The organism is Paenibacillus apiarius (genome assembly GCF_017052585.1).
Taxonomy (GTDB): Bacteria; Bacillota; Bacilli; order Paenibacillales; family Paenibacillaceae; genus Paenibacillus_B; species Paenibacillus_B apiarius.
The window spans coordinates 231,098-254,506 of the sequence record NZ_JAFFHZ010000001.1 but is presented as its reverse complement, the minus strand read 5'-3'; the positions used below and the strand labels follow the sequence as shown (position 1 = coordinate 254,506).

The following is a 23,409-nucleotide window of genomic DNA, read 5'->3' as shown; positions in this document are numbered from 1 at the left end:
ACCGTGCGCATTATTGTTCAACCGGATGCTCTTCGCGCTTTAAGCCGTCAGTTGCTGATTGCAGCGGAGCAGCTAAATCAAATTCAATCCATACTGAGTCATGCATTACAATCATTGGCGTGGGAGACTTCCGTTAGAGAGGCCATCATGCAGCAATGGCAGCAAGCCGCCCGGTTATCGTCTCAGATCCATGCGATGCTGTTTGAACTGAGCAGACACGTGCAGACGAAAGCAGATCAATTTCAGACAGCGGATCAGCAGACCAATTCGATATTGGGCAGCGCCTATGGAATCGGATCCGCGACCGCTTTATATGCAGGAATGGGATTGGCCGGAACCTCCCTTATCCTGCCCGGTGCCGGCGCAGGCATCGGTGCCATCTCCAACCCTAATTCTGCCGTGCGGGCCATGGGCGGCCGCGGAGGCGCAGACATCGGCTTGAATTGGAAGCCCACGACGGCAGAACTGTATGGCTACGGAAAAGACGGGTACCGGATGTTGAATATGTACCGGAGCAACTTCAACGTGAATCTGCGCGGCGACGGTTACGCGACCATTACCGGCGCGCGTTCCAAGTTCGCTCTATCCGAAGGCATTCGCGGGACGCGATATGCGGCCGGCAACGCTGCCAACCATGCGAGTGTATGGAAATTCGTCGATCCGAAAATTGCGGCGAAAGAGGCATTCTCGCTCAAGGGAATGGCCGCCAAGCTGGGATATGCCGGCCTTGCATATGATACCGGAACGGCCGTCATGACCGATTATGAGACGGGCGGAGCGAGCCGTGCCGCAGCCAGCGCCGTGGTCAATGGCTCTGTAGGAGTAGGCACGATGGCTGCAAGTGCGGCAGTGGGTGCTTGGGTCGGATCTGTCGTGCCGGGAGCCGGGACGATTATAGGCGCTGGCGTCGGCTTGGCTACAGGGGCGGTCATTTCGCTAGTATCCGAGGTGACGATTAACGGGAAATCATTGAAGACGCATGCTGTCGATGCGGTGGATACCGTAATCGATACGGTGACAGATAAAGTGTCCGACAGAGCAAAAGCAGTCTCTGACACCGTTCAAGATAGTGTGAAAGCGGTGAAGAGCGGCACGACGAAAACAGTGAAGAAGATTGCAAAAAAAGTATCTGAAACATTCGGCGGCATGGGCAAGCTGCTTCCGGGGTGATAACTCTATTATACAGCGGTCGATTATTTTTCTTGCTAACCCGATGGGTCTGAAGACTCACTATTCATACCTTATTTTTATAAATTTGCACGACTATGCGACCTTGGTGACGAGGTGCGGCAGAACGCGGAAAGGGAAGGTGCGATATGGAGAAACATGCAGAACTACATGAACAATTACATAATGAAAAGTCATTGCTTCCTCTAGGCTCTATCGTCTTGCTGCGTGACGGCAGCAAGAAGCTTATGATATACGGTCGCAAGCAGTTGCAGATCAACACGAATCGTCTGTTTGATTATTTAGGCGTCGTGTATCCGGAAGGCTATATTGACGAGAATTTCTCGTTTCTGTTCAATCACGAAGATATTGACGTAATCGCTCATGTTGGATTTTCCAACTATGAAGAAGAAGAGTTTCAAAACATTTTAAGAGATGTTTCGTTGCAGGCAGGGAAGGTGGAAGAGAATTAGGACCGCAGCCTCTTACGAAATAGGAATAGCAATCATGTAAAATAGTTCCTAGTAAATATTTCATATTATTAAATATGGAAAAGGAGGACTTAATTATGGCAGGCCGCATTTTAATTACGCCGGAACAAATCGATCAGGTAGCGAATCAATTCAGACAAAGCGGAGATCAAAGCCAACAGATTGTATCCAGTCTGACACAATCGATTCAAAGCATGGAGGGTCAATGGGAAGGGATGACGAAGCAGCGCTTTTTCCAAGAGTTCCAAGAAGCGAGCAAGCAAATGCAATCATTCGTACAAACGTTGAACACGATCAGCGAGGAACTGAAAGCCATTGCCCAGAAATTCCGTACGGTGGATGAGCAGCGCTAAATATAGACTCATGGCGACGTATAGCCGAGAGCTGAATAGACAAGAGAAACCGGGCGTTGAATGACTCCCGGTTTTCTTACCGCCAAGGAATGTCTTGTTTGAATACCGCGTCAGCCGGCTAAGCGACAGGGCTCATCTTGTAGACGGGAGGATGTAATAAATGGCGTTTCAGCCGAATCCAGGAGAGACATACATCATTAACGAAACCGAATATCGAGTCGGCGAGCATCCAGCCGCTCCTGGTCTGGCTTATGCGCAGGCGGGAAGGCAAGGAATGGTGTATCAGCTCTTTCCGAAGCACGGCGATGTGCTTGATGCCAAGGCGCTTAAGGTATTTTTTCCGAAGTATCGGATTCCTGCAATGGTGTATCAGTCGGAGCAATTGGAGGCCTACAGCGGGTTGCAAGGGCTTAAGGTGTGTAAACGCATCGTATTGACCCCCGAAAAAAACGGAGGAATCATTCAAGCGCATACGGATTTGCTTTACGCGGTGCTGATGCCTTGGGTACACGGTCCCACTTGGCTGGATATCGTTGCGGATCAACGCGTGCTAACCCGCAAAGACAGTCTGCATCTTGCCAGATCCCTCGCTCGGATTTGTTCGGGCATGGAGCAAAAGGGTCTGGCACATTGCGATTTGTCCGCGCCGAATTTACTGCTTCCGTTTTTTTCGGAAGTTAAACGGACGTCAGAGTCTTCACCTATCGAACTGGTCGATGTAGAACAGCTGTACAGTCCGAAAATGGACCGCCCGGACGTTCTGCTTGCGGGTTCTCCGGGATATGCGGCGCATCGCACGATACATAGCGGATTGTGGAGCGCCTATGCGGATCGGTTCGCAGGCGCGGTTATCCTTGCGGAGATGCTCGGCTGGTCCGACCCGAAGTTGGTGCAGCGCGCTTGGGGCGAAAGCTACTTTGATCAGCATGAAATGCAAACGGTATGTGAACGGTACGGTGTAATGAAGCGATCGCTCAACGAAAGCTGGGGTTCCAAAGTGGCCGAACTATTCGTTCGCGCTTGGGAAAGTCACGACTTGAGCAGTTGCCCGACTTTTGGAGAGTGGCTCATCGTCTTGTCCGGGGTGGAGGATGAGGAACCGATTGCGGTCGGAGCTGCAAATGCAGGCGGGGCGGAGGCAGCAATGCAAGCGGAGGCAGGGGAGCAATCCCCGGCACAGGACAGCGGCGCGTCAGCCGCTGCGGCGTCTGCCTCCGACCCGAACGTGGTCCACCGCTTGTTCAATCAAGCGCGGGAATTGGAACGGAAGGACCAACTGCAAGGCGCGTTAGAAGTATACCGTTCCGCGCATCATTTTGTTCCGCATGGCAGTCCGCTTGAAGTCGAGCTTGCCGCGGCAATCAGCGGATTGGAGCAGAAGCTGGCCGCTGCCGCAGATCCGGAGCATACGAACAAGCCGAAGCTCCGCAAGCGCGCCGTCATTCTGCTTGCGTGCGCCCTCGCCGTGCTGCTGCTCGGGGCGAGCCCGTTCATCGTCAGCATGCTGCAGGCTGATTCGCAGCCTGCGGCGGAGCAGGAGGAAGCCGAGCGCCTGCAAGCGCAGCAGCGTGAAGAGGAAGCTGCCAGGAAGAAGGCGGAAGAAGAACGGTTGAAGCAGGAAGAAGAGAAGAAGCAAGAGGAGCTCAAGCGGAAGGAAGCCGAGCAGCAGCGTCTTGCGGCAGAAAAGCAGAAGCAAGAGGAGCAGAAGAAAAAGGAAGCCGAGCATAAGAAATTGCAGCAAAAGTATGATGCGCAAGCAAAGTACGAGCAATATTTGCAGTGGAAAAAGGAACGGGATGAGCGGCTGCGCCGTCAGCAGGAACTGGAGCGCCAGAGGAAGCAGAAGGAAGCGGCCGAGCTGAGAAAGATTCGCAGCCAGGATGTCGTTTTGCTCATCGCTTCATACAACAAGACGTACAATTCAATCGCACAGGAAAATATGAAAAATGCAAAAACGAATGCACTTGAGTTCGTCAAACGGTATGAGAAGGATCCGGATTATTTCAAGAAAGTCGGGAAGGTAGGCCAGCGGGCAGATCATATTTATAAATTTTTAAGCAATACGAAGCATGCGTTGCCGGACATTTGACGGCTGACGATATGAGTAGCAGAGGTGAAACGGACGGATGAACTACACGATTCAAGCATCGCAGAGAACGCCTGCGCTTATTATCTATTTAATTGACATCAGCGCCTCCATGAATATGTTGATGGAGAACAGGCGCCGTATCGATATCGTGTACGACGCGCTCTCCTTGGCCATTCGTCAGATGGTATTTCGTTCTACGAAGGGGAATCGCCTGACGCCGCGTTATCGCATTGCCATATTGGCGTACAGCGACGAGGTATACGATCTGCTGAACGGAATCAAGGGCATTGACGAGATCGCAAGTCTCGGCTCATTGCCGGACTTGACTCCGGTCCGATTCTCGGATTCCGCCAAGGCGTTCCAGCAAGCCGAGAAAATATTGGAGGCGGAGCTGCCGCATATGCAGGATTGCCCTGCGCCGCTCGTCTGCCATATGACCGATGGCGTGGCAACCGGTGACGATCCTGAGCCCGTAGCGAAGCGGATTATGCAGATGAGCGTTCCTGACGGCAATGTGCTGGTGGAAAATATATTTATTTCAGACCATACACTTGAGGCGCCCATTGCCGAACCCCGCCGCTGGAAAGGAATATTGGCACATACTGCGCTCAAGGATGAGCATGCAATCAAATTGCGGAGCATGTCATCCATCCTGCCGGAGAGCTATCGCGAGATGCTTGTGGAAGCAGACTATCATTTAGCGCCAGGGGCATGCATGATGCTCCCTGGAAGCTGCCCGGAGCTGGTATCCATCGGGTTCCAGATGTCTGCCGCTACGCCTGTTCGATAAGGAAGGCGAGCCGCGCTTTATTTACGTTACGAACATCAGGGGAAGGCAGGGGGACATTGTGTGAAGCAGACGGAATACCGCTACGTTTGCTCCCAGCAAGCGGAGCAGCCGGTGACGATAATCGAGAGGACGTTCCGCTGCCGGCATGCCTTCGCGCGTGCGGAGGAGACGGCGCGGCTGCAGGACAACAGCCAGGATTACATTGCCTTGCACGTGCGGGGCGACACACTCAGCTTTGTCCTGTGTGACGGTGTCAGCATGAGTTATCAAGGGGACTTCGCTGCGCGCTTTCTGGGCGAACGGCTGCTGGATTGGCTTGTCAATCAAGATGTATTGAAAGAACCGCTGTTTCATGAATATGTATGGGCGCTTACGGGACCAGCGACGAAAGAGGTTGAACAACTGGCCGTTCCGGCAGGGGCGCCGCGGCTCCTGCGCGAGGTGCTGGAGGATAAGAAACGCAGGGGAAGCGAAGCGATGTTCGTGTGCGGTCGCATCGACGGCATCGACCGGAGCAGACGGTTCCGCAAAGGACGGCTGTGGCTGGCATGGCAGGGCGACTGTCGTCTGCGCTTGTGGCACAACGAATCGGAATATCGTCAGCCGTTCGCGGATAAGTGCCGAACCAGCGAGAGATGGTCGACTCTATACGGTCCCATCGGCGGCCGCCCTCATGTGTTTCAGATGAATTGCCAACATTCGGCTTCCCATCGCTACAGGCTCTTGTCGTATACGGACGGGCTTCGTGAGCTGGATGCCTATGGCGAACGGCTGTCCGACAAGCAACTGCAGCGGATGCTGGATCAGCCGCAAGAAGGCGTGCTAGCCGACGATGCTTCCTTTATTGAGATACAATGGTAGCAGCTCGGCTGGGCTTGGCTCCCCATTGCTCGGAACATCTGTGAGGATGTTCTTTTTTTGCGGATTTTTACCGAAAAAAGCGCTATAATAGAAAGGAATTAATTGGTTTGAAACAATTTTCAGAGATTGCAACATTCTCGCAGCAATGACTGAATAGAGCGTAAGGAAGGGCTGGCCGTATGAAAAGAAAATATGCAGATCGCGCTGACTGGAAACGTATATTGTCTAAAGACTTTGCATTGACCTATATTGAGGACACCCATTTCACCGGCTATGTCTCTCTTATTAAATTCAACTCCGTGCGGGCGCCGCTTGTGAAGGAAATGGAAGGAACGAAGATACATCTCGTGAACGCAGGATATTATTGGATGCAGCATTTTCCCCTGAACGCCCATTATTCGGTCACGACCATGATCAATGATCGGGAAGAAATCGTGCAATGGTATATCGATATATGCGAACAGGTCGATGTGGATGAACGCGGGATTCCGTATTATGATGACTTGTATTTGGATGTGGTGCTGCTGCCGTCCGGACATGTGTTCTTGCTGGATGAGGATGAATTGGAAGAGGCTCTCGAATGGGGACGAATTACGAAATCGCAATATGAGCTGTCCGTATCCGAGGCCAGCCGTTTCATTTCCCATGTGAAGGAACATCCAGTCATCCTTAACGGGATGGATTATTTCCGCATGATGAAGCCCCGTCTTCGTTCTCCCCAGGAAGGGTAACTAATGCCCCCGCTTTCTCCATCTGTTTTTTGTCGCTGATGCGGCTTCATTTCTATATTCATCTGTGGCAATTGAACGATATGAAACATTTTCCTGCTATTCTACGTACAGGTTATCATAGGCAATAATCCGGGAGGGATATTCGTTGAAGCGTGCCCCGACTAGCTTGCCGTTCGCCTATATTATAATGATGACCGTCGTCATGTTCGGGATTTCGTGTCTGTCGGCGGCTCCTGTCTCCGCATGCTCATGCGCGGCGATCCCAAGTGTGGAGGATGCCAAGCGAGAGGCTGCGGCCGTGTTCGCTGGCAAGGTTACCGATGTGAGTCAAAGCTTGACCACAATGATTTTTTCTACCGCGGATCCTGTGAAAGTTTCTTTTCAAGTGAAACGCGTATGGAAAGGCAATGTTGCATCCAATGCAAAGGTCGTCACCGCGCTGTCCTCCGCAAGCTGCGGATACGAATTTGAAACCGGAAAACAGTATCTGGTCTATGATTATCACTCCGATGGGAAATACATAGCGCATCTATGCACTCGTACCGCGCCGCTCGAAGCTGCAGCGGAAGATATTCGATTGCTCGGCACGGGAAGGAATGTCAACTCCCCGTACTCCGCTCTCCTGTTCATAGGGGCTGTTGCTGTTGGAATCATTTATCTGACCGCGATACGAAGGAAGAACGGGAATGGGGAATAGCGCAAGACGGAAGGTCATGACACAGAACACTTGGGAAAGGTTCATGTGCCGGTTGGCGGGCCAAGCAACTGGCAAAGTGAACATCTTAACTTAGAAAAGAGGAACAGCATGCTTAACTTCGTTGCGCAGACTGAATTTGCCGCAGGACTATGAACGTCTTGCTAGCTTGGGCGGAAGAAGCTGGAGCAACAAAGCTGAATGTGGAAGTCAGAGATAACGACCCGCATGCGCTTCGTTTTGCCGAAAAACTAGGTTATGCTGCCGACCGTCATCTATTTGAATCGGTATTGGACGTTGCATCGGTACCGGAACCGGATATGGATGCGATTGTTAATCGTCTCATTTTGAAAGAAAATATGAAATTAACGACCGTAGGGCAATGAGCAAACACGATTGGAAAAGAGCAGGCCGAGTCCAAGCTGTACGATGCACAGTTCTCTCTCTAAAAAGATTAAAGCCTGATAGCTATGTTTGGCACGCACGGTTATTTTCTCACAGAAATACGCATCTATATGATAGACTATAGTGGAATCATCACCCCGAGAAGGAGGAATCTTGTCTTGATTCCGATTAAACTGCCTAGAGAACAAAAAAAACAACTGACGGAGCAGATGAAGCGTTATTTTGAACATGAACGCGGCGAAGCGATGGGCGACATTGCGGCCGAAGAGACTGTCGATGATATGATGGCGCTGTTAGGGCCATACATGTATAACCAAGCGCTGGAAGACGCAAGAAAGCTGATAACCGAGCGGATGATGAACTTGGAAGATGACCTGTATGCGCTGCATAGGCCGCTGCATGACAGGGGATAACGATAGATCCACTCTGTGCGGTGTGGACGGAACGGAAGGAGAGGCTGCGATGATGATTCGCGATGCCGAAGCGAAAGATGCCGCAAATATTGCCCGTGTGCATGTGGAAAGCTGGCGTACGACCTATCATGGTCTTGTGTCCGATGAATTTTTAAGCGGCCTGTCCATTGAATCACGGAAGCAAATGTGGACGCAAACCATGGAACAACTGACTGCGGACAAATGTCTTTTGATCCTGGAAGACCCGAACGGGCAGGTGGTCGGGTTTGCCATGGGCGGACCAAGCCGCAGCGCGGAATATCCCGGCCGAGCGGAGCTGTATGCCCTATATTTATTGGAGCAGGCGCAGGGGCAAGGTTTTGGAAGAAAATTGGTGCAGGCGTTTGCCAGGCGCATGCTTGAGAGCGGGTTCACGAGCATGCTTGTATGGGTGTTGGAAGGAAACGGAGCACTCCATTTCTACCGCCGCATTGGTGCGGAAGCCATCGGTAATACGGAGATTGCAATCGGCGGAGAGCGCCATACGGAAATCGTTTTGCAATGGAATGATTTGAAAACAATATAAAAAGCGGCTCGAACCGGACTTGCAGCATCGTTCAAGCCCTATCACACATGTAAGCGTCACCAGGGAATGGACATCATCCGGTGAAGAAAGGATACGCGGAAGGAACGGGTTATTATGGAGAAGCTTCCTTGCGTGGTGGTGATCATTAATGGATAACCGTGTAAAAGAGATGGACCACATTATGTCATACAACAATCAAGACCCGGAAAAGAAGAGGTTCTCACGCGGTATTGCAAAGCTTGAGTTTGAACGTTCCAAAGAAATTATTTCCCGTTACATCACTGGAAGCGGACTCGTCATCTATAATATCGGGGGTGAAGCCGGGGCCTATTCCGGTTGGCTTGCTGAGCAAGGACACGAGGTGCATATGTTCAAGCCGGCTTCCAGCTCGACAGCAAAGGCAGCCGAGCTTAATGAGCAGCTTGCTCATCCCATCTACAGCATTGAAGCCACCGATACGCGCCAGATTGCGAGAGCGGACAAGTCTGCCGATGTCGTGCTTCTAATGGGGCCGCTGTATCATTTGACCGAACGGGAGGACCGCATCGCGGCGCTTGCGGAGGCGCAGCGCCTGCTCAAGGACGGAGGCATCCTGATTGCAGCAGCCATGTCACGGTATGGTTCGATGCTCTACGGTTTGTCTGTGTACGGCAAAGATAATGGCGAAGATACTCAGCTTATTAACGAGGATGAGTTCATGTTCATGATCGAACGTGAAATAAGCGAAGGCCAGCAGGTATGTCCAGACATGTATCCGGGGGGGATTGGGCGATCCTACTTTCATTTGCCGAACGAATTGCAAGAAGAAATGGAAGCAGCGGGGCTGGAGCATTTGCGAACGCTGGCAGTGGAGGGCCCAGTCTGGATTATTCCGACCTTCGAGGAGAAGTGGTCTGAGGAATCCAGCCGCAACCGGTTAATCCAATTAAGCCGGCAGGTTGAAGCAGAGAACAGCATAATGGGGATGAGCCCGCATATGATTGCGGCAGGGGTCAAACGGTAAATATCGTATTTGTATTTCATTTCCGATGAATAGAAGGAGGCATAAGTATGGGATATGCAGCCGCAAGCCGTGATGTTGTGCAGTGGCTCAACGAGCCTTCCTTTGAACATATTCTTGAAAATGAGGAACAGACATTCTCCGGCTGGGATTTTTCCTGCTTGACGCAAAAAGGAAGGATGCAAGAGTGTCCGGTCCGGTGGAACTATGCCGGCATGGCCGAGAGGCTGATGCGCAGAAGCCAGGCGATGCTCGACATGGGAACGGGAGGCGGAGAATTCCTCGCCTCCATGCAGCCGCTGCCCGTACATACGTGCGCAACCGAAGGCTATCCGCCTAATGTAGCCGTTGCGAAAAGACGTTTGGAGCCGCTTGGGGTACAGGTGTTGCCGTATGACGACGATGAACGGCTGCCCTTTGCCGATGCCCAGTTCGATCTGGTGGTGAACCGGCACGAATCCTTTTCCGCGCTTGAACTGTGGCGGATCTTGAAGCCGGGCGGCATCTTTCTGACGCAGCAAGTCGGAGGGGACAACGATAAGGAAATGAACGAGGCCATGTGCGTTCCCCCGTTCGAATACGCCGATTGGAATTGTGCGGCTGCCGCCGGTCAGCTTGAAGAAGCCGGCTTCGCGGTGCTGAAGCAGGATGAAGAACGGACGTTTACCCGATTTTTTGATGTGGGAGCGATCGTATTTTATTTGAAGGCCATCCCTTGGCAAATCCCGGATTTTTCGGTAACGGCTTATAGGGAACCGTTGGGACAATTGCATAAACGTGTGACTCGTCAAGGATTTTTCGATGCGACATGCCACCGCTTCTATATTGTTGCCAGCAAAGAAGCGCCGCTTCATGCGACATGACTCGAAATGATGACGATGACATGATAATCTAACGAGCAGGTGATTCAAATGGCAACTGCATTATGCTACAGACTGCAAGAAATGGACGGTTCAAGCGCGTTGTATGCCTACGGCCAGACGCTCGGCGACATGGGCGGTTTGTTCGAAGTGGACTTTGAGCAGCACCATGCCATGTTGGCACGAGGGGAAAGCCCCGCGATAGAAGATGCCGTTTATTTAATTCAAAAATGTCCGCACGATGAGAACTTCTTTGCCGGCATGCGCGTATTTTTTCATATTTACAAGCATTATTTGGAGCACGGCACATATGTCGAAGAAGGCATCCGGACAGCTTGAATCCCATGAAGCAAGCGTTCAAGCAGACCGTTGTTCAACACCGCTTCAAATGAACCGAACGAGGGAGCCGTGGCGCTCTGCTTCGTTCGAGAGGAGAAATGAAATGATGTCAGTACAAATTACAGCAATCGAAAACAACCGCGACATTCCGATGGAGCTTCTGCTGCTTGCAGATCCCGAAGAAGCAGCGGTATACAGCTATCTGGATCGAAGCCATGGCTTCATTATCGAAAAGGAAGGAACAACGATGGGAGCCATGCTGCTGCTGCCGACGCGGCCGCACACGCTTGAGCTGGTGAACGTGGCGGTGGCCGAAGCGTGGCAAGGCCGTGGCTATGGCAAACGGCTCGTCATGCATGCGGTACATGCGGCGAAGGAGCTCGGATATGACGTGCTTGAAGTGGGCACGGGCAATTCCAGTCTGGACCAGTTGGCCCTATATCAGAAGTGCGGGTTTCGCATTTGCGGCGTAGATTCCGATTTCTTCACGATTCATTACGAGGAGCCGATTGAGGAAAACGGTATTCCGTGCCGGGATATGATTCGATTGCGCCTTCAGCTATAACTTATATTATAATAAATAGTAGTTTTGGAGATTTGGATTGCGTTCTTTCTATGTTATTGCGGAGAGACCAATCCTTTTTCGCATGTGGCAGAGATTGGAGATGGATGAAGATGACTTTTACTGCAGAAGAGATTGAGGAGATACGCAGTCAAGCCCTCGAGATGGAGACGAAGGGCAAGCTGCCGCAGCAGTTTTTGAATTGGATTTACGAGCGGGGCTTATTCAAGCTGTTTGTTCCACGGCAGCTTGACGGACTTATGACGCCTTTGCCGGAGGCGCTGAAGTGGTTTGAACATGCATCTTGGATTAATGGCAGCTTCGGTTGGCTGATTACAATCGGATCGGGCGGCGGATTTTTTGCGCCGTTCGTAGCGCCTTCGGTAGCGCGGGCAGTATTCGCCAGTCCGCAAGCGGTCGTTGCTGGCTCGGGACATCCTTCTGGAACAGCGAAGCAAGTGGAAGGCGGGTATACAGTAAGCGGACGATGGAAATTTTGCAGCGGCTCCACGCATGCGACGGTCTTTACGGCCAATTGTATCGTAGATACGGGGGACAGCAGCGCGACACCGCAAATTCGCTCCTTTATTTTTTGGCCGGATCAAATCGAGATTATAAAAGATTGGAAAGCCTTTGGCTTGAAGGCGACGGAAAGCCATTCCATCGCCGTGAACGAGCTATTCGTTCCCGAGGAGATGACCTTCGATATTAGCCAACCGGCAGACGTCTATGCCGATCCTGTGTATACGTATCCGTTTCTGCCGTTTGCCGAAGCTTCGTTTGCGGCTGTAAGCATCGGGGTTAGCCGACACTTTTTGGATGAAGCAAGGCTCATTCTGGAACGGAATAAGGAAGCATGGGAGAGCTCGACTGTAAATCGCTATGCAGCGGTTCGAGGGAAAATCGATAAGATGGATGCGCTGCTTGCCCATTCGGTGAAGCAATTCTACGATGTCATTGAGGAATCGTGGGCACGGCATGTGAACGGCCAACCCCTCTCAGAAGAAGAGAGCATGCGGGTATCGCGCCAGTGCAAGCAGACCGGCAGCGCAGCTCTATCATGCGCGGATTCCATCTTCCCTTATATGGGCATTCATGCGGTGATGGAGGATACGGCATTAAATCAAATTTTTAGGGACCTGCATACGGTATGTCATCATTCGCTGCTCGTTGCATTTGAATAGCGCATGCAAGGGCATGGTAGAATGGCGGTCTTTGGACAACCATTAGAAGGTTGATGATTATTGAACATCATTTACCTGAAATCCTAATAGTTGTTCGGACGGTTGATAAAATAGCGGGAGAGTGCAGCTCCAACTGCAAGTATACATTTTAGAAGTCCCTTTTTGCTTTTTTCGTCACGCTGACTGCAAACGTGCAGTTCATTTTCATATAATCACATAAATAATGGAAATTTTCTTGTTTTGTACTGCATATTTGCAGTTCAAGCACCTAAAAGGGCGGTCTTTCGCAAAAACAAATGCGCTTTTACACTTCGCCGGTTCCACTCCTGTCTGCACCCAGTGGGAAGGAACGGTTTCGAACAGGCTGCATGTTTCTGTATGTCTCAGGAACTCGGCCGTGCCATCTAACGGTGATGGTTGCTGCATTGCCTGAGAAGCAATGTTACTTGAGACAGGCGCAGCAAAGTTAGCTTCATCCATACAGAGGGATGCCTCTTCTGAACAAAAGGGAGGATGGAGAGAAGTACTTGGCAGCTTGTCCGACAGATTGAAATTGTCGAATATCTATCAAAAGCGGCAACTGATGGAATGCAAAAGGGCATTTCAATGTGAAACAATGGGCAATAGCTGGTCGATAAGGTGAAAAATGTATCAGGCATACGGAAGGCAGAGTACTTTGCAGCCCCTCATAGGGGCGCAGGTGTCTCTGCCTTTGGCTTTGCAACTAGACGAGATGACAAGCCACGAAGTGGCCCGGCTTCGCTTCGCGGAACGGCGGTTCTGATTGCGCGCATTGTTCCGAAGCAAGCGGACAGCGCGTACGGAAGTAGCAGCCGCTTGGCGGGTGAATTGGGCTGGGCAGCTCGCCGGTAAGCACGATTCGTTCTTTCTGCGCTTCAATTTCCGGGTCTGGCACCGGAATGGCAGACATGAGCGCGCGGGTATACGGGTGAAGCGGCTCCGCATAAATGCTCTCGCTGTCAGACAGCTCAACCATTTTCCCTAAATACATGACGGCCACCCGATCACTAATATGCTTCACCATGGACAGGTCGTGGGCGATGAACAAGTAGGTAAGCCCGAACCGCTTCTGCAAGTCTTGGAGCAGGTTGACGATCTGCGCTTGGATGGACACGTCAAGCGCTGAAATCGGCTCATCACAAATGATGAATTTCGGGTCGACGGCAAGCGCGCGCGCAATTCCGATACGTTGGCGCTGTCCGCCCGAGAACTCGTGCGGGTAGCGCGTGGCATGATCCGGGTTGAGCCCGACCAGATCGAGCAGATCCTCGACCCGCTTCTTGCGGGCCGAACGGCTGCCGGCAAGACCATGAATATCCAGCGCCTCGCCGATAATATCGGTTATCGTCATGCGCGGATTCAACGAGGCATACGGGTCTTGAAAGATCATTTGCATCTCGCGCCGCAACGCCTTCATTCGCCCGCGCTTGATTCCATATATGTTGGTGCCGTTATACTTGACTTGTCCTTGCGTCGGCTCATACAGGCGCAAAATCGTGCGGCCTGCGGTTGACTTGCCGCAACCGGATTCACCTACCATGCCTAACGTTTCGCCGCGCCGAATCGTAAAGCTGACGTCATTTACCGCTTTTAAGATGTTGCCGTGTCCAAGATTGAAAAACTTGCGCAACGAATTGACTTCCAATAGCGTTTCGCCGCTCATTGCGCCACCTCCTTCGCCATCGGATGAAGAAGCCAGCAGTTCGCCCGGTGCGTGGCGCTTACGCTTGTGGCATCGGGTTCGTGCGTGATGCAAATGCGCATCGCTTCATCGCAACGAGCGCAAAATCCGCAGCCTGCAGGCGGCTTCAACAGATCGGGCGGCGTTCCGTAAATCGGGATGAGCGGTTCGCTCTTCTTCTGATCGAGCCGCGGGAGCGAACGAAGCAGCCCTTTCGTATAAGGATGCTGCGGGTTTTTGAAGATTTCCCATTTCGTTCCGGTCTCGACTATTTTGCCCGCGTACATGACGATAACGCGGTCGCATAGGTCGGCAACGATACCAAGGTCATGCGTAATCAGTATGATTGAGGTGCCGAATTCTTGTTGCAAATTTTTCATGACACGCAATATTTGCGCTTGGATCGTCACATCGAGCGCTGTCGTCGGCTCATCCGCAATGAGGAGCGAAGGCCTGCAGGCGAGCGCGATGGCAATCATGGCCCGTTGTCTCATTCCGCCGGAAAATTCATGCGGATATTGAGCGAACCTTGAAGCGGGATTCGGGATGCCCACCAAAGAGAGCATCTCGACTGCCCGTTTTTTTGCCTGAGCAGAGCTTAATTTCTGATGCTTGATTAACACTTCGGTGATTTGCCGGCCGATGGTCATCGTCGGATTCAGCGACGTCATCGGATCTTGGAAGATCATGCCGATATCTTTACCGCGAATGGATTGCATTTCGCGCTCTTTTATTTTGAGCAGGTCTTTGCCTTTAAAACGAATTTCGCCATGCTTTACCCGGCTGGGCGGGCTCGGAAGCAGACGCATAATCGACTGGGCGGTGACGCTCTTGCCGCAGCCCGACTCTCCTACGATAGCTACCGCTTCTCCTGCATTGACATGGAACTGGACTCCTCGAAGTGCCTGAACCTCACCTGCGCGAACGTGGAATGAGACGTGCAGGTCGTTTACTTCCAATATCGGTTGCATTCCTGTCTTCCTCCTCGCCGTCTATTTCTTCATCTTCGGGTCAAGCGCATCGCGCAGACCGTCGCCGAACATATTGAATGATAGCATTGTCAAGCTGATGAACAGCGCCGGGAAGGCGATGCGCCAAGGATAGATGACCATTGCCTTCAACGAATCATTAATCATCGTTCCCCACGAAGCGGCTGGCAGCTGGACGCCCAGACCGAGGAAGCTCAACACGGCTTCGCTGAAGATGGCGCTGGGGATGGCCAACGTCAATGTCACGATGATCGGTCCAAGCGAGTTCGGGATGAGGTGGCGGAATAGAATTCTCGACCCTGCAGCGCCGAGAGAACGGGAAGCGAGCACGAACTCTTGATTTTTCAGCTGCATCATCTGTCCGCGCACGATCCATGCCATATTGATCCAACCCGTGACGCAGAGCGCCAAAATAATTGTCGTTATACTCGGTTCGAATACGACGACAAGCAAAATCGCAACTAGCAAGTCAGGAACGGAGTAAATGATCTCCGATACTTTATTCATGACAGTATCGAGGCGACCGCCTGCATATCCCATAATACCGCCGTATATGACTCCGATAAGGAGGTTGATGGCTGCAGCCGAGAAGCCGACGATGAGGGAAATGCGGGCGCCCATCCATGTGCGGGCGAACATGTCGCGGCCGAGATCGTCCGTGCCGAACCAATGTTCGGCAGACGGAGGCAGGTTCGTAAGCTCCAAGTTATTCGTGTAATAATCGTAAGGCGTGATTAAGGGTCCGATAATTGCCATTATTATAAGCAGAATCAAGCAGACGAGTCCTGTCATTGCAATCCAGTTGCTGCGCAAACGAAGCCAAGCGTCGCGCCATGCGGATATGCTCTCGCGTTCGATCGCCTCCGCCGCATGTTCGTCAATCGATGCCTTTTTGAAATGGTCAGCCGTTACCGGGAGATTCTGCAAGGGATTCCGTTTATTAAAGCTAATCATGCCGCTTTCTCCTTTCCATTGCCAAGCTTGATTCGGGGATCAATGAACCCGTACGCCAGGTCGGTGAGGAAACGAGCACTCATCAATATTAATCCGTAGAAAATCGTAATCCCCATAATGAGGGAATAGTCCCGGTTGCTGATGCTGATGACGAATACTTTGCCCAATCCACCGATGCCGAAGATTTGTTCGATAATAAATGAACCCGTCACCACGTTGGCGGTTAATGGCCCAATATAGGTGACGACCGGCAATATGCCGTTGCGCAGGACGTGTCTGCGGACGATGACTCCAGCGGTAAGTCCTTTGGACCTGGCTGTCTTAATGTAGTCGGAATGCAGCACTTCAAGCATATTGGAACGCGTCAAGCGGGCGATGAAGGCAATCGGCAGGGCGGACAGCGCTATCGTCGGCAAGACGTAGTCTAACGGAGCGTTCAGCCCGACAACCGCGAACCATTTGAGTTTGACTCCGAACAGGTATTGAAAAAAGGAGGCGAGCACAAAGCTCGGAACAGACACGCCAATGACGGCAAGCACCATGGAAAAAGTATCCAGAAGCTTGCGGTGGCGCAGCGCGGCCAGCATCCCCAATGACACGCCGACGACAACGGAGACGATGATGGCCACGATGCCGAGCCGCAGCGAGTACGGAAAGGAATCCCGGATCATCTGCACGACTTCGCGATCTTGCATTTTCATGGAGATGCCCAGATCCCCATGCACCAGCTTGTTCAAGTAAATGAAATATTGTTCGTGCAACGGCTTGTCCAACCCGTACTGAGCCATGAGGCGGGCTTTGATTTCTGGCGGGACCGCTCTTTCCGACATGAATGGATCGCCCGGAATGGCTTTCATTAATAGAAATGTTACCGAAGCTAGAATCCACAGCGACACGACAAGGTAGAACAGCTTAACCAATGTATACCGAATCACATTTCATCAATCCTCCTTCTTTCCATAGGTCCAATGAAAAAATCGGGACACATATGCTGTGCGCCATATGTATCCCGATCGGCTACTCTCTGGATGAAGTGATGTTACGGCCTAGTTACTCTAAATAACCACGGGTGAAGTCGAGCATGCCTCTATAATCAACGAATACATTCTTGACCCCCGGCTTTAACATGTGGACGCTTGTATAGTAGAACAGCGGTAGAATCGCCTGATCGTCTTGGATGAGAATTTTCTCCGCTTTCGCCATCAGATCCATCCGCTCTTTTTGATCCACGGATGTCTTGGCCTTTTTGACGAGATCATCGAACTCTGGATTGCTATAGCCAATATCGTTGTTGCCGCTGCCTGTCATATATAGATCAATGAACGACATCGGATCGTTATAGTCGGTAGTCCATCCGGCGCGGGCGACCTGATAATTCAAGCTGGTCCGGCTCTTCAAGTAGACGCCCCACTCTTGGTTCTCGATTTTCACTTTTACGTTAAGGTTTTTGCTCCACATGTCGGCAACGGCCTGGGCGATCTTCTTATGTTTATCGTTCGTATTGTAGCCGAGCGTGAATTCAGGCATTTCCTTCAAGCCAAGCTCGGACAGCCCTTTGGCCAGCAGCGCTTTCGCTTCATTCACGTCCTCCTTGAAGTATTCATCCTTCACTTCGTTGCGGTACTGATCGGCGTTGCCGGTAATGCCGGGCGGAACGATGCCGAATGCAGGCTGTTCGCCGCCGAGCGCAACTTTATCGGTGATGAGCTTGCGATCGACTGCCATCGAGAGCGCTTTACGGATATTCGCGTTGTTGAATGGCGCCTGTTTGTTGTTGAACAAGTAATAGTAGCTGGATGCAATTCCTTTAATATTCAGCTCATCCGGCTTCGTTTCTTTCAGAACCGGAATCTGATCCGTCGGCAGCTCACCCGTCGGATGCCCGGCAAAATCAATGTCTCCGGCTTCATACATATTCAATTCAGACGCGGAGTCCTGAACCATTGTCGCTTTTATTTTGGTGAATTTAATGGTATCGGCGGCATAATAATGTTCGTTTTTGGCCAGTTCAAGCAAGTTTTGGTGCTTCCACTCACTTATTTTGAAAGGACCGTTGGAGATCATCGTGTTCGCTTCCGCGGCCCATTTCGGATTGTCCTTTGCAGACTTATGCACGGGATAGTAGGTTGTAAAGGAAAGTAAACTCAAGAAGTAGGAAGTTGGAGCTTCAAGCTCGATTTCAAGGGTGTGCTCATCAAGCGCTTTGACGCCAACTTGAGAAAAGTCGTTGATTTTCTCTTTATTATAGGCTTCCGCATTTTTGAAGTAGTAGAGCTGGTAGGCATAAGGAGGAGCCGGTTCGGTCTTCGGATTCAGCACTCTTTCCCAAGCAAATACGAAATCGTGAGCAGTAACCGGGTCGCCGTTGGACCATTTGGCATCTTTGCGCAGGTTGAAGGTGAATTTCTTATGATCGGGCGATTCCTCCCACTTCTCGGCAACTCCAGGGACTGGCTTCGCATTCTCGTCTACACGAACCAAACCTTCGTACATGGCGTTCAATATAGAGGAGGATACGGTGTCCTGTGACAGGCCCGGATCGAGCGAAGGCGGATCGGAGTGAAGATTGAAGCGGAGTACTTGTTCTTTGTCCGATCCCTTGGACGGTTCGTTCTTCTTATCGCCACTATCCGTAGTGGAAGGTGAATCCTTCGTCGTATCAGGATTCGGAGATGAAGAATTGCCTGTGTTGCTTGAGCAAGCGCTTACAAACGTGGTGAATACAAGAAGCAATGTCAAGACGAGCATCATGGATTTACGTTTCATGCTTGTACTGTTCCCCTCTCTTGGAATAATCGGTCACCAACCGCCAACTACTGAACTAAGCTGTAGGGGCCTGAGGAGAAAATTGACATTTGGTTTGTACCATATACTACCATAACAATCAAGATCCGTCTTTACCTTTTTTCAAACTTTATAAAAAATTTACAAACGGTCAAACGTGTTGCGTCTGCTCCACGTTCATAGTAAGGTGGGAATAACCACTTCTATCCATTATAGCACTCCATTATGAAGGAGCATCACAGCAATGAAACCGATACGCAATTCAGCAAAAGCTGTTATTATTCGAGATAACAAAGGCAAAAACCATCAATTTGCCGAATGGGACATGTCTATTCATCAGGTGGAATTTTATTTTCAATGCGAGCTTGAGCAAATTCAGGCTTCATTCGAGGGAAGCGGCCCCGATGAGAATCAGGTCGGCGTCGAATGGATTCGGCTTCAGGAACTGGAACAGATTCGCGTCTACCCTCATAAGCTGGTCCCCATTTTGCGGCAGCGGGTGCAGGCTCCTTGCTATTTAGGTGATACGAATTAATACTTATGAATGTATAGTGTGTAATATTCCATTGGAGGGGTAGCCGTGTATTTGACCGACGCGGTAGCCGACGCATTGGAGGAGTCTGAAATCGATTATATGACGGATCGGATGAAGGCGATTCGGCATATCGAGGGCAATCCGGAAGGAATCCATCTGGCTCGATTCGGGAATGCGAGGCTGTACTATAGCGAGACGATGCCGTGGCCGCAATTCAATACGGTGAAAGGGCTCCGCGTGGAGGATATTCAATACGTGGATGACATGATTACATTCTTTCGTGCGCGGAATCGGACATGCCAATTCGAGATCGTTCCCAAGCATGCGCATCCATTACTATTCAAGAAATTAAGCGAGAGCGGCTGTTATCAATCCGGGTTCCATGCGACACTGTATGGCGCCCCGGAACGGCAAACCGCATGCGATCCGGAGCCGGCGGAAGAGATCCGCGTTCTTCCTTGTCCCGAAGAAGAGATGCTGACTTATGCGGCGATACATTGCCGGGGAACGGGGCTCGGAGATGACGGCATTCCTTATGTGGCACGAAATAATGAGGTGCTGCTGAAACGGCCGGGGTGGTCGTTTTTTATCGCATATCAGGAGGACAAGGCTGCTGCGGCAGGCGTCATGTACCGTCAGAACGGGATCGCTTCGCTTACGTTTGCAGCGACACTGCCTTCATATCGCAATATCGGGATGCATGCGGCTTTGCTGCGGAGGCGAATTCATGAGGCGGCCTTGAGCGGGTGCCGAGTGGTTGTCAGCCAAGCAAGCTATCTGTCGCAAAGTCATCGCAATATGGAACGCGCCGGAATGAAATTGGGTTATGTGCGCGCAACATGGACGTTGCCTGTATAAGGATGGGGGTCCCCGCACTTGTTACATTGTCTCCTGGCTGCGGGATGCTCAATAATAGTTGACGAGAAGGCTGTTTACAAGCTAACTCGTCTTTTTTTATGAAAAACAATTCCTATATTTTCTCAGCAAAGTTTTGCTTGTAAATGGATATCGCGCACATGTATAATGGGCATGTCAACATTAGTGATAATGATTATCAGTATCATTTTCGTTAATGAAGAGACACAGCAATTATCCGAAAGGCGGGGATACATAGATGAGCACGATAATGATCTATGCAAGCATGACCGGCAATACCGAGGAGATGGCGGAAACGATTGCAGCCAATGTGCGGGCAGCGGGCGAGGAGCTTCAGATGAAGGAAGTCATGGATGCGTATGGAACCGATCTGACCGAGCACGATGGAATATTGCTTGGAGCATATACATGGGGCGACGGAGAGCTCCCGGATGAATTTCTCGATTTCTATGAAGAAATGGATAACATCGACTTGACGGGGAAAAAAGCGGCCGTATTCGGTTCCTGTGATTCCTGTTATCCTGAGTACGGCGCGGCAGTGGATATTTTAATCAAAAAGCTGGAGGAGCGCGGATGTGAAGTCGTATTGGAGGGACTGAAGGTGGAATTATCCCCCAATTCGGATGACATTAAGCTATGCAGCGAATTCGGAGCCCGATTCGTGGAGAAGATCCGGGCCTAGCGAATGCTGCTTTTGCGGCATGCATGCGTTGAGAGATAGAATGGACACACCTGCCCTATGTGTGGCAAAATATTTTAAGGAAATGGGATGGTTGTAACCGATAAAGAGGGTGTGGATGCAAGTGAGGAATTCGGAACCGTTCTTCTTTCAATTGCCTATATTGAAGACAGCAAGGACGCTGCTTCGCAAAATGTCGCTGCATGATGCAGAGGATATGTTCCTGTATTGCGCAGACGATGAGGTGTCGCGTTTTACGACTTGGCCGATGCATCGAACGATGGCGGACACGCATCATTTCTTGGAATTCGTCATTAAACGGTATGACAGAGGAGAGATTGCCCCCTGGGGGATTGTTGATCTGGAAAGTGACAGACTGATTGGCACATGCGGCTTTGTGAATTGGAAGCCGAGTCATGCGCGGGCGGAGATCGGATATGTCTTGGCCAGAGATTACTGGAATCAAGGCTACATGACCGAAGTTGTCAATGAAGTGATACGATACGGGTTCCATACCATGAAGCTGGTGCGTATTGAGGCCCGCTGTCATCTAGACAATGCGGGTTCCACGAAAGTGCTCGAGAAATGCGGCCTGCAATTTGAAGGGGTTTTACGCAAACATTTGTTCAATAAAGGACGATATGAGGACGTTAAGCAGTATTCTATCATTAATGAGCCGCTGGTAAATGAGATGTGACAACAGCAGCGAGGCCGGTATTCGTTACCGGCCTCGCTGCTTTCATTATCGCTGGGCTTCTAGGGACACTAGAGCTTTATATCGATGAAAATATGATTTCCTTGCTGCTTATCGTCAGGATGGATCAGGTCGCTTGCTGAGGGGCCAATCTCATCTGTAGCGCCCTTGGCTTTCGAGGGATCGTTTTTGTTTTTCTCCAGCTCCATTTTCTTTTGGATTAGCTGGCTGATTTGCAGATCAATCGCGTTGATTTCCAAATTGAGCGCTTTAATTTTCTCTTCTTTCAATTTTTGCTCGTCATCTCCTGTTGCCACGGCAACTATTTTTTGCGCAATGACCGCTTTTCTTTTGTTTAGCTTTTCAATTTGCGCATCGATGCTGCTGGCTTGACCTTGACCGCTGGTTGAGCCTATGGCGCCTAAGGAAGATACTGTTGATATATTCACATCCAATCCTTCCTTTCTATACAGATAATTAATTATGAATGCGGGGAATTCTGACCCTTAACGATAAGTCGAATGTGACTTAGGAACAACTCCTATGTAAAACATTATCGGTTAAATGAAGCAATTTTTGAATATTTGCTGGAAACAGCTTAGCTTATTTTGTTTGACATAAACGAATGCTATATAAAGTGAATTAGAGACAGATCGCATCTCCAGTCAATAATAATACGCTGTCAAGTCCTTTTTTTCACCTTCCCTTAGAATTTTAGGGCATTATTTGTAAAATATGTTGAAATAAATCAAATCTTGTGATAGATTGTGATTGGAAACATAACCAATTTTATACAAGGAGGTATTTGTTTTGAGGAAATTTATCACTGTTTCGTTAATACTTATTTTGTTGCTTTCATTACCAATTGCTGCTGGGGCCGATACCTACAAATTCGATGATTCAAAAATCGACTCATACTTGCTAGAATCGGGATACCCCCAGGAGGTAATTAATGTTCTCCAAGGTAGTTTCAAGGAAGCACTATATAGAGATCGTGCCACTTTTCTAACATTGGAAAAGGCAACTGCTTATCTGTCAGATGATAGCAACAAGATCAATTTATCTGAGAACGAGTTGATGGCATTAAGTAATTTTACTCAGTATCTAATAGTAAGTAGGATAGGAACGACAGTGCCAGGAACTGCTAGGTTTTCTATCGTGCACAATTGGATGTGGGATTATGCGCCTCGGTTTGTTCTTAAGGATAAAACGGGAATTGCTTGGAGTAGTGACTTTAATGCTGATCCTGAATCTGCATTCTATAGTTACACTGCAACAGATAAAGGCACTGGTACTCGATATGATATCACTAGATATACTTATGACAAGTATACACCTGGCGCAGGAATAGGTTGGGAATTTCAACTCCAAAACATAGTTAGTAACGGAAAAAATAATTATTTTGCTAACAAACACTCCGGTGGGAGCTATGTAATTGTCACCAAATCTCATGATGGTTCAGGAAAGAGCGAAACATCTTCGGCTTCCGCGAAGTATTTTCATAAGGAGAAAAACGTTAGCGGAAGTCTTTCTTTTTCCAAAGGCTCAAAACCAGAAATAACTATTAGTCCAAGTGATGCATATGACGAAAGTCCAGACAAAGGTGCACTTTGGTATTGGAAACAACAAGATGAGTAGTTCCCACTAGATGATATGGAGACGATAATATGTTAGGTACTCTGCACAGCATGT

At 50.2% G+C, this 23,409-nt stretch carries 28 protein-coding genes; 21 read left to right on the top strand and 7 right to left on the bottom strand.

Translation table 11 applies throughout. The annotated features are described in order from the left end of the window. The first annotated feature begins 3 nt into the window (after positions 1 to 3). From JSQ80_RS01210 to JSQ80_RS01135, 16 genes are all read left to right on the top strand, one after another. A complete protein-coding gene (locus JSQ80_RS01210) occupies positions 4 to 1,170 on the top strand; it encodes a WXG100 family type VII secretion target (protein ID WP_087433606.1) in 1,167 nt (388 codons plus the stop codon). 146 nt (positions 1,171 to 1,316) lie between these two features. After that, entirely contained in the window at positions 1,317 to 1,640 is a 324-nt protein-coding gene (locus JSQ80_RS01205; protein ID WP_087433607.1) for a DUF4176 domain-containing protein, read from the top strand. A 95-nt stretch (positions 1,641 to 1,735) separates the two neighbouring features. Then, positions 1,736 to 2,011, top strand: a complete 276-nt coding sequence (locus tag JSQ80_RS01200) for a WXG100 family type VII secretion target (RefSeq protein ID WP_087433608.1) — start codon at positions 1,736 to 1,738, stop codon at positions 2,009 to 2,011. Between the two features lie 160 nt (positions 2,012 to 2,171). After that, complete coding sequence (locus tag JSQ80_RS01195) at positions 2,172 to 4,100, top strand: serine/threonine-protein kinase (RefSeq protein ID WP_206094034.1); 1,929 nt, start codon at positions 2,172 to 2,174, stop codon at positions 4,098 to 4,100. 37 nt (positions 4,101 to 4,137) lie between these two features. Further along, positions 4,138 to 4,890: a vWA domain-containing protein gene (locus JSQ80_RS01190; RefSeq protein ID WP_087433610.1), complete on the top strand. Its 753-nt coding sequence runs from the start codon at positions 4,138 to 4,140 to the stop codon at positions 4,888 to 4,890. Between the two features lie 60 nt (positions 4,891 to 4,950). After that, entirely contained in the window at positions 4,951 to 5,751 is an 801-nt protein-coding gene (locus tag JSQ80_RS01185) for a hypothetical protein (protein WP_206094033.1), read from the top strand. Positions 5,752 to 5,930: 179 nt separating this feature from the next. Further along, a complete protein-coding gene (locus JSQ80_RS01180) occupies positions 5,931 to 6,482 on the top strand; it encodes a DUF402 domain-containing protein (RefSeq protein ID WP_206094032.1) in 552 nt (183 codons plus the stop codon). Between the two features lie 145 nt (positions 6,483 to 6,627). Next, positions 6,628 to 7,179, top strand: a complete 552-nt coding sequence (locus JSQ80_RS01175; protein ID WP_206094031.1) for a hypothetical protein — start codon at positions 6,628 to 6,630, stop codon at positions 7,177 to 7,179. 149 nt (positions 7,180 to 7,328) lie between these two features. Further along, positions 7,329 to 7,562 (top strand): N-acetyltransferase, encoded by a 234-nt coding sequence (locus tag JSQ80_RS01170; RefSeq protein WP_336245695.1) that lies wholly within the window; start codon positions 7,329 to 7,331, stop codon positions 7,560 to 7,562. Between the two features lie 177 nt (positions 7,563 to 7,739). Continuing rightward, the gene (locus JSQ80_RS01165) at positions 7,740 to 7,994 is read left to right on the top strand and encodes a DUF2164 domain-containing protein (RefSeq protein ID WP_206094029.1); all 255 of its coding nucleotides are present in this window, start codon (positions 7,740 to 7,742) and stop codon (positions 7,992 to 7,994) included. A gap of 49 nt (positions 7,995 to 8,043) precedes the next feature. Beyond that, positions 8,044 to 8,559 (top strand): GNAT family N-acetyltransferase, encoded by a 516-nt coding sequence (locus JSQ80_RS01160; protein WP_206094028.1) that lies wholly within the window; start codon positions 8,044 to 8,046, stop codon positions 8,557 to 8,559. 148 nt (positions 8,560 to 8,707) lie between these two features. Further along, positions 8,708 to 9,562, top strand: a complete 855-nt coding sequence (locus JSQ80_RS01155; protein WP_206094027.1) for a class I SAM-dependent methyltransferase — start codon at positions 8,708 to 8,710, stop codon at positions 9,560 to 9,562. A gap of 47 nt (positions 9,563 to 9,609) precedes the next feature. Further along, entirely contained in the window at positions 9,610 to 10,422 is an 813-nt protein-coding gene (locus JSQ80_RS01150; RefSeq protein WP_206094026.1) for a class I SAM-dependent methyltransferase, read from the top strand. A gap of 48 nt (positions 10,423 to 10,470) precedes the next feature. Further along, the gene (locus JSQ80_RS01145) at positions 10,471 to 10,758 is read left to right on the top strand and encodes a hypothetical protein (RefSeq protein ID WP_206094025.1); all 288 of its coding nucleotides are present in this window, start codon (positions 10,471 to 10,473) and stop codon (positions 10,756 to 10,758) included. Beyond that, the gene (locus JSQ80_RS01140) at positions 10,730 to 11,323 is read left to right on the top strand and encodes a GNAT family N-acetyltransferase (RefSeq protein ID WP_418888859.1); all 594 of its coding nucleotides are present in this window, start codon (positions 10,730 to 10,732) and stop codon (positions 11,321 to 11,323) included. The genes JSQ80_RS01145 and JSQ80_RS01140 overlap by 29 nt, the downstream gene beginning before the upstream one ends. A gap of 110 nt (positions 11,324 to 11,433) precedes the next feature. Continuing rightward, entirely contained in the window at positions 11,434 to 12,504 is a 1,071-nt protein-coding gene (locus tag JSQ80_RS01135; protein ID WP_206094024.1) for an acyl-CoA dehydrogenase family protein, read from the top strand. 204 nt (positions 12,505 to 12,708) lie between these two features. On the opposite strand, the gene JSQ80_RS01130 is transcribed toward JSQ80_RS01135, so the two are convergent. The 6 genes from JSQ80_RS01130 to JSQ80_RS01105 all read right to left on the bottom strand — a co-directional run bounded on the left by JSQ80_RS01130 (position 12,709) and on the right by JSQ80_RS01105 (position 18,915). Continuing rightward, positions 12,709 to 12,984, bottom strand: a complete 276-nt coding sequence (locus JSQ80_RS01130; protein ID WP_206094023.1) for a hypothetical protein — start codon at positions 12,982 to 12,984, stop codon at positions 12,709 to 12,711. 244 nt (positions 12,985 to 13,228) lie between these two features. Then, positions 13,229 to 14,188: an ABC transporter ATP-binding protein gene (locus tag JSQ80_RS01125; protein WP_206094022.1), complete on the bottom strand. Its 960-nt coding sequence runs from the start codon at positions 14,186 to 14,188 to the stop codon at positions 13,229 to 13,231. Continuing rightward, positions 14,185 to 15,177: an ABC transporter ATP-binding protein gene (locus JSQ80_RS01120; RefSeq protein WP_206094021.1), complete on the bottom strand. Its 993-nt coding sequence runs from the start codon at positions 15,175 to 15,177 to the stop codon at positions 14,185 to 14,187. Before JSQ80_RS01120 ends, JSQ80_RS01125 begins: the two co-directional genes overlap by 4 nt. A 21-nt stretch (positions 15,178 to 15,198) precedes the next feature. After that, the gene (locus tag JSQ80_RS01115) at positions 15,199 to 16,149 is read right to left on the bottom strand and encodes an ABC transporter permease (protein WP_087433622.1); all 951 of its coding nucleotides are present in this window, start codon (positions 16,147 to 16,149) and stop codon (positions 15,199 to 15,201) included. Continuing rightward, positions 16,146 to 17,084: an ABC transporter permease subunit gene (locus tag JSQ80_RS01110; protein WP_206094020.1), complete on the bottom strand. Its 939-nt coding sequence runs from the start codon at positions 17,082 to 17,084 to the stop codon at positions 16,146 to 16,148. The genes JSQ80_RS01115 and JSQ80_RS01110 overlap by 4 nt, the downstream gene beginning before the upstream one ends. A gap of 115 nt (positions 17,085 to 17,199) precedes the next feature. Then, positions 17,200 to 18,915 (bottom strand): peptide ABC transporter substrate-binding protein, encoded by a 1,716-nt coding sequence (locus JSQ80_RS01105; RefSeq protein WP_206094019.1) that lies wholly within the window; start codon positions 18,913 to 18,915, stop codon positions 17,200 to 17,202. Between the two features lie 262 nt (positions 18,916 to 19,177). Here JSQ80_RS01105 and JSQ80_RS01100 point away from each other — a divergent pair, with 262 nt between their 5' ends. The 4 genes from JSQ80_RS01100 to JSQ80_RS01085 all read left to right on the top strand — a co-directional run bounded on the left by JSQ80_RS01100 (position 19,178) and on the right by JSQ80_RS01085 (position 21,720). Then, positions 19,178 to 19,468, top strand: coding sequence for an NUDIX hydrolase (locus tag JSQ80_RS01100; RefSeq protein ID WP_206094018.1), 291 nt, complete (start codon positions 19,178 to 19,180; stop codon positions 19,466 to 19,468). A 45-nt stretch (positions 19,469 to 19,513) separates the two neighbouring features. Then, a complete protein-coding gene (locus JSQ80_RS01095) occupies positions 19,514 to 20,326 on the top strand; it encodes a GNAT family N-acetyltransferase (RefSeq protein ID WP_206094017.1) in 813 nt (270 codons plus the stop codon). Positions 20,327 to 20,582: 256 nt separating this feature from the next. Then, a complete protein-coding gene (locus tag JSQ80_RS01090; RefSeq protein WP_087433627.1) occupies positions 20,583 to 21,026 on the top strand; it encodes a flavodoxin in 444 nt (147 codons plus the stop codon). A gap of 115 nt (positions 21,027 to 21,141) precedes the next feature. Continuing rightward, entirely contained in the window at positions 21,142 to 21,720 is a 579-nt protein-coding gene (locus tag JSQ80_RS01085) for a GNAT family N-acetyltransferase (protein ID WP_240463444.1), read from the top strand. Positions 21,721 to 21,788: 68 nt separating this feature from the next. Here the strand turns inward: JSQ80_RS01085 and JSQ80_RS01080 are convergent, their stop codons facing one another. Next, positions 21,789 to 22,166, bottom strand: a complete 378-nt coding sequence (locus JSQ80_RS01080; protein WP_206094016.1) for a FlxA-like family protein — start codon at positions 22,164 to 22,166, stop codon at positions 21,789 to 21,791. A 361-nt stretch (positions 22,167 to 22,527) separates the two neighbouring features. Here JSQ80_RS01080 and JSQ80_RS01075 point away from each other — a divergent pair, with 361 nt between their 5' ends. Beyond that, positions 22,528 to 23,355, top strand: coding sequence for a hypothetical protein (locus JSQ80_RS01075; protein WP_206094015.1), 828 nt, complete (start codon positions 22,528 to 22,530; stop codon positions 23,353 to 23,355). Positions 23,356 to 23,409: the final 54 nt, after the last annotated feature.

Coding starts and splice junctions, on each gene's coding strand:
- JSQ80_RS01130 (WP_206094023.1), bottom strand. CDS start 12,984: ATGGATGAAGCTAACTTTGCTGCGCCTGTCTCAAGTAACATTGCTTCT.
- JSQ80_RS01100 (WP_206094018.1), top strand. CDS start 19,178: ATGAAACCGATACGCAATTCAGCAAAAGCTGTTATTATTCGAGATAAC.
- JSQ80_RS01115 (WP_087433622.1), bottom strand. CDS start 16,149: ATGATTAGCTTTAATAAACGGAATCCCTTGCAGAATCTCCCGGTAACG.
- JSQ80_RS01120 (WP_206094021.1), bottom strand. CDS start 15,177: ATGCAACCGATATTGGAAGTAAACGACCTGCACGTCTCATTCCACGTT.
- JSQ80_RS01140 (WP_418888859.1), top strand. CDS start 10,730: ATGTCGAAGAAGGCATCCGGACAGCTTGAATCCCATGAAGCAAGCGTT.
- JSQ80_RS01150 (WP_206094026.1), top strand. CDS start 9,610: ATGGGATATGCAGCCGCAAGCCGTGATGTTGTGCAGTGGCTCAACGAG.
- JSQ80_RS01085 (WP_240463444.1), top strand. CDS start 21,142: ATGCAAGTGAGGAATTCGGAACCGTTCTTCTTTCAATTGCCTATATTG.
- JSQ80_RS01180 (WP_206094032.1), top strand. CDS start 5,931: ATGAAAAGAAAATATGCAGATCGCGCTGACTGGAAACGTATATTGTCT.
- JSQ80_RS01145 (WP_206094025.1), top strand. CDS start 10,471: ATGGCAACTGCATTATGCTACAGACTGCAAGAAATGGACGGTTCAAGC.
- JSQ80_RS01160 (WP_206094028.1), top strand. CDS start 8,044: ATGATGATTCGCGATGCCGAAGCGAAAGATGCCGCAAATATTGCCCGT.
- JSQ80_RS01205 (WP_087433607.1), top strand. CDS start 1,317: ATGGAGAAACATGCAGAACTACATGAACAATTACATAATGAAAAGTCA.
- JSQ80_RS01190 (WP_087433610.1), top strand. CDS start 4,138: ATGAACTACACGATTCAAGCATCGCAGAGAACGCCTGCGCTTATTATC.
- JSQ80_RS01125 (WP_206094022.1), bottom strand. CDS start 14,188: ATGAGCGGCGAAACGCTATTGGAAGTCAATTCGTTGCGCAAGTTTTTC.
- JSQ80_RS01195 (WP_206094034.1), top strand. CDS start 2,172: ATGGCGTTTCAGCCGAATCCAGGAGAGACATACATCATTAACGAAACC.
- JSQ80_RS01105 (WP_206094019.1), bottom strand. CDS start 18,915: ATGAAACGTAAATCCATGATGCTCGTCTTGACATTGCTTCTTGTATTC.
- JSQ80_RS01200 (WP_087433608.1), top strand. CDS start 1,736: ATGGCAGGCCGCATTTTAATTACGCCGGAACAAATCGATCAGGTAGCG.
- JSQ80_RS01090 (WP_087433627.1), top strand. CDS start 20,583: ATGAGCACGATAATGATCTATGCAAGCATGACCGGCAATACCGAGGAG.
- JSQ80_RS01170 (WP_336245695.1), top strand. CDS start 7,329: ATGAACGTCTTGCTAGCTTGGGCGGAAGAAGCTGGAGCAACAAAGCTG.
- JSQ80_RS01135 (WP_206094024.1), top strand. CDS start 11,434: ATGACTTTTACTGCAGAAGAGATTGAGGAGATACGCAGTCAAGCCCTC.
- JSQ80_RS01155 (WP_206094027.1), top strand. CDS start 8,708: ATGGATAACCGTGTAAAAGAGATGGACCACATTATGTCATACAACAAT.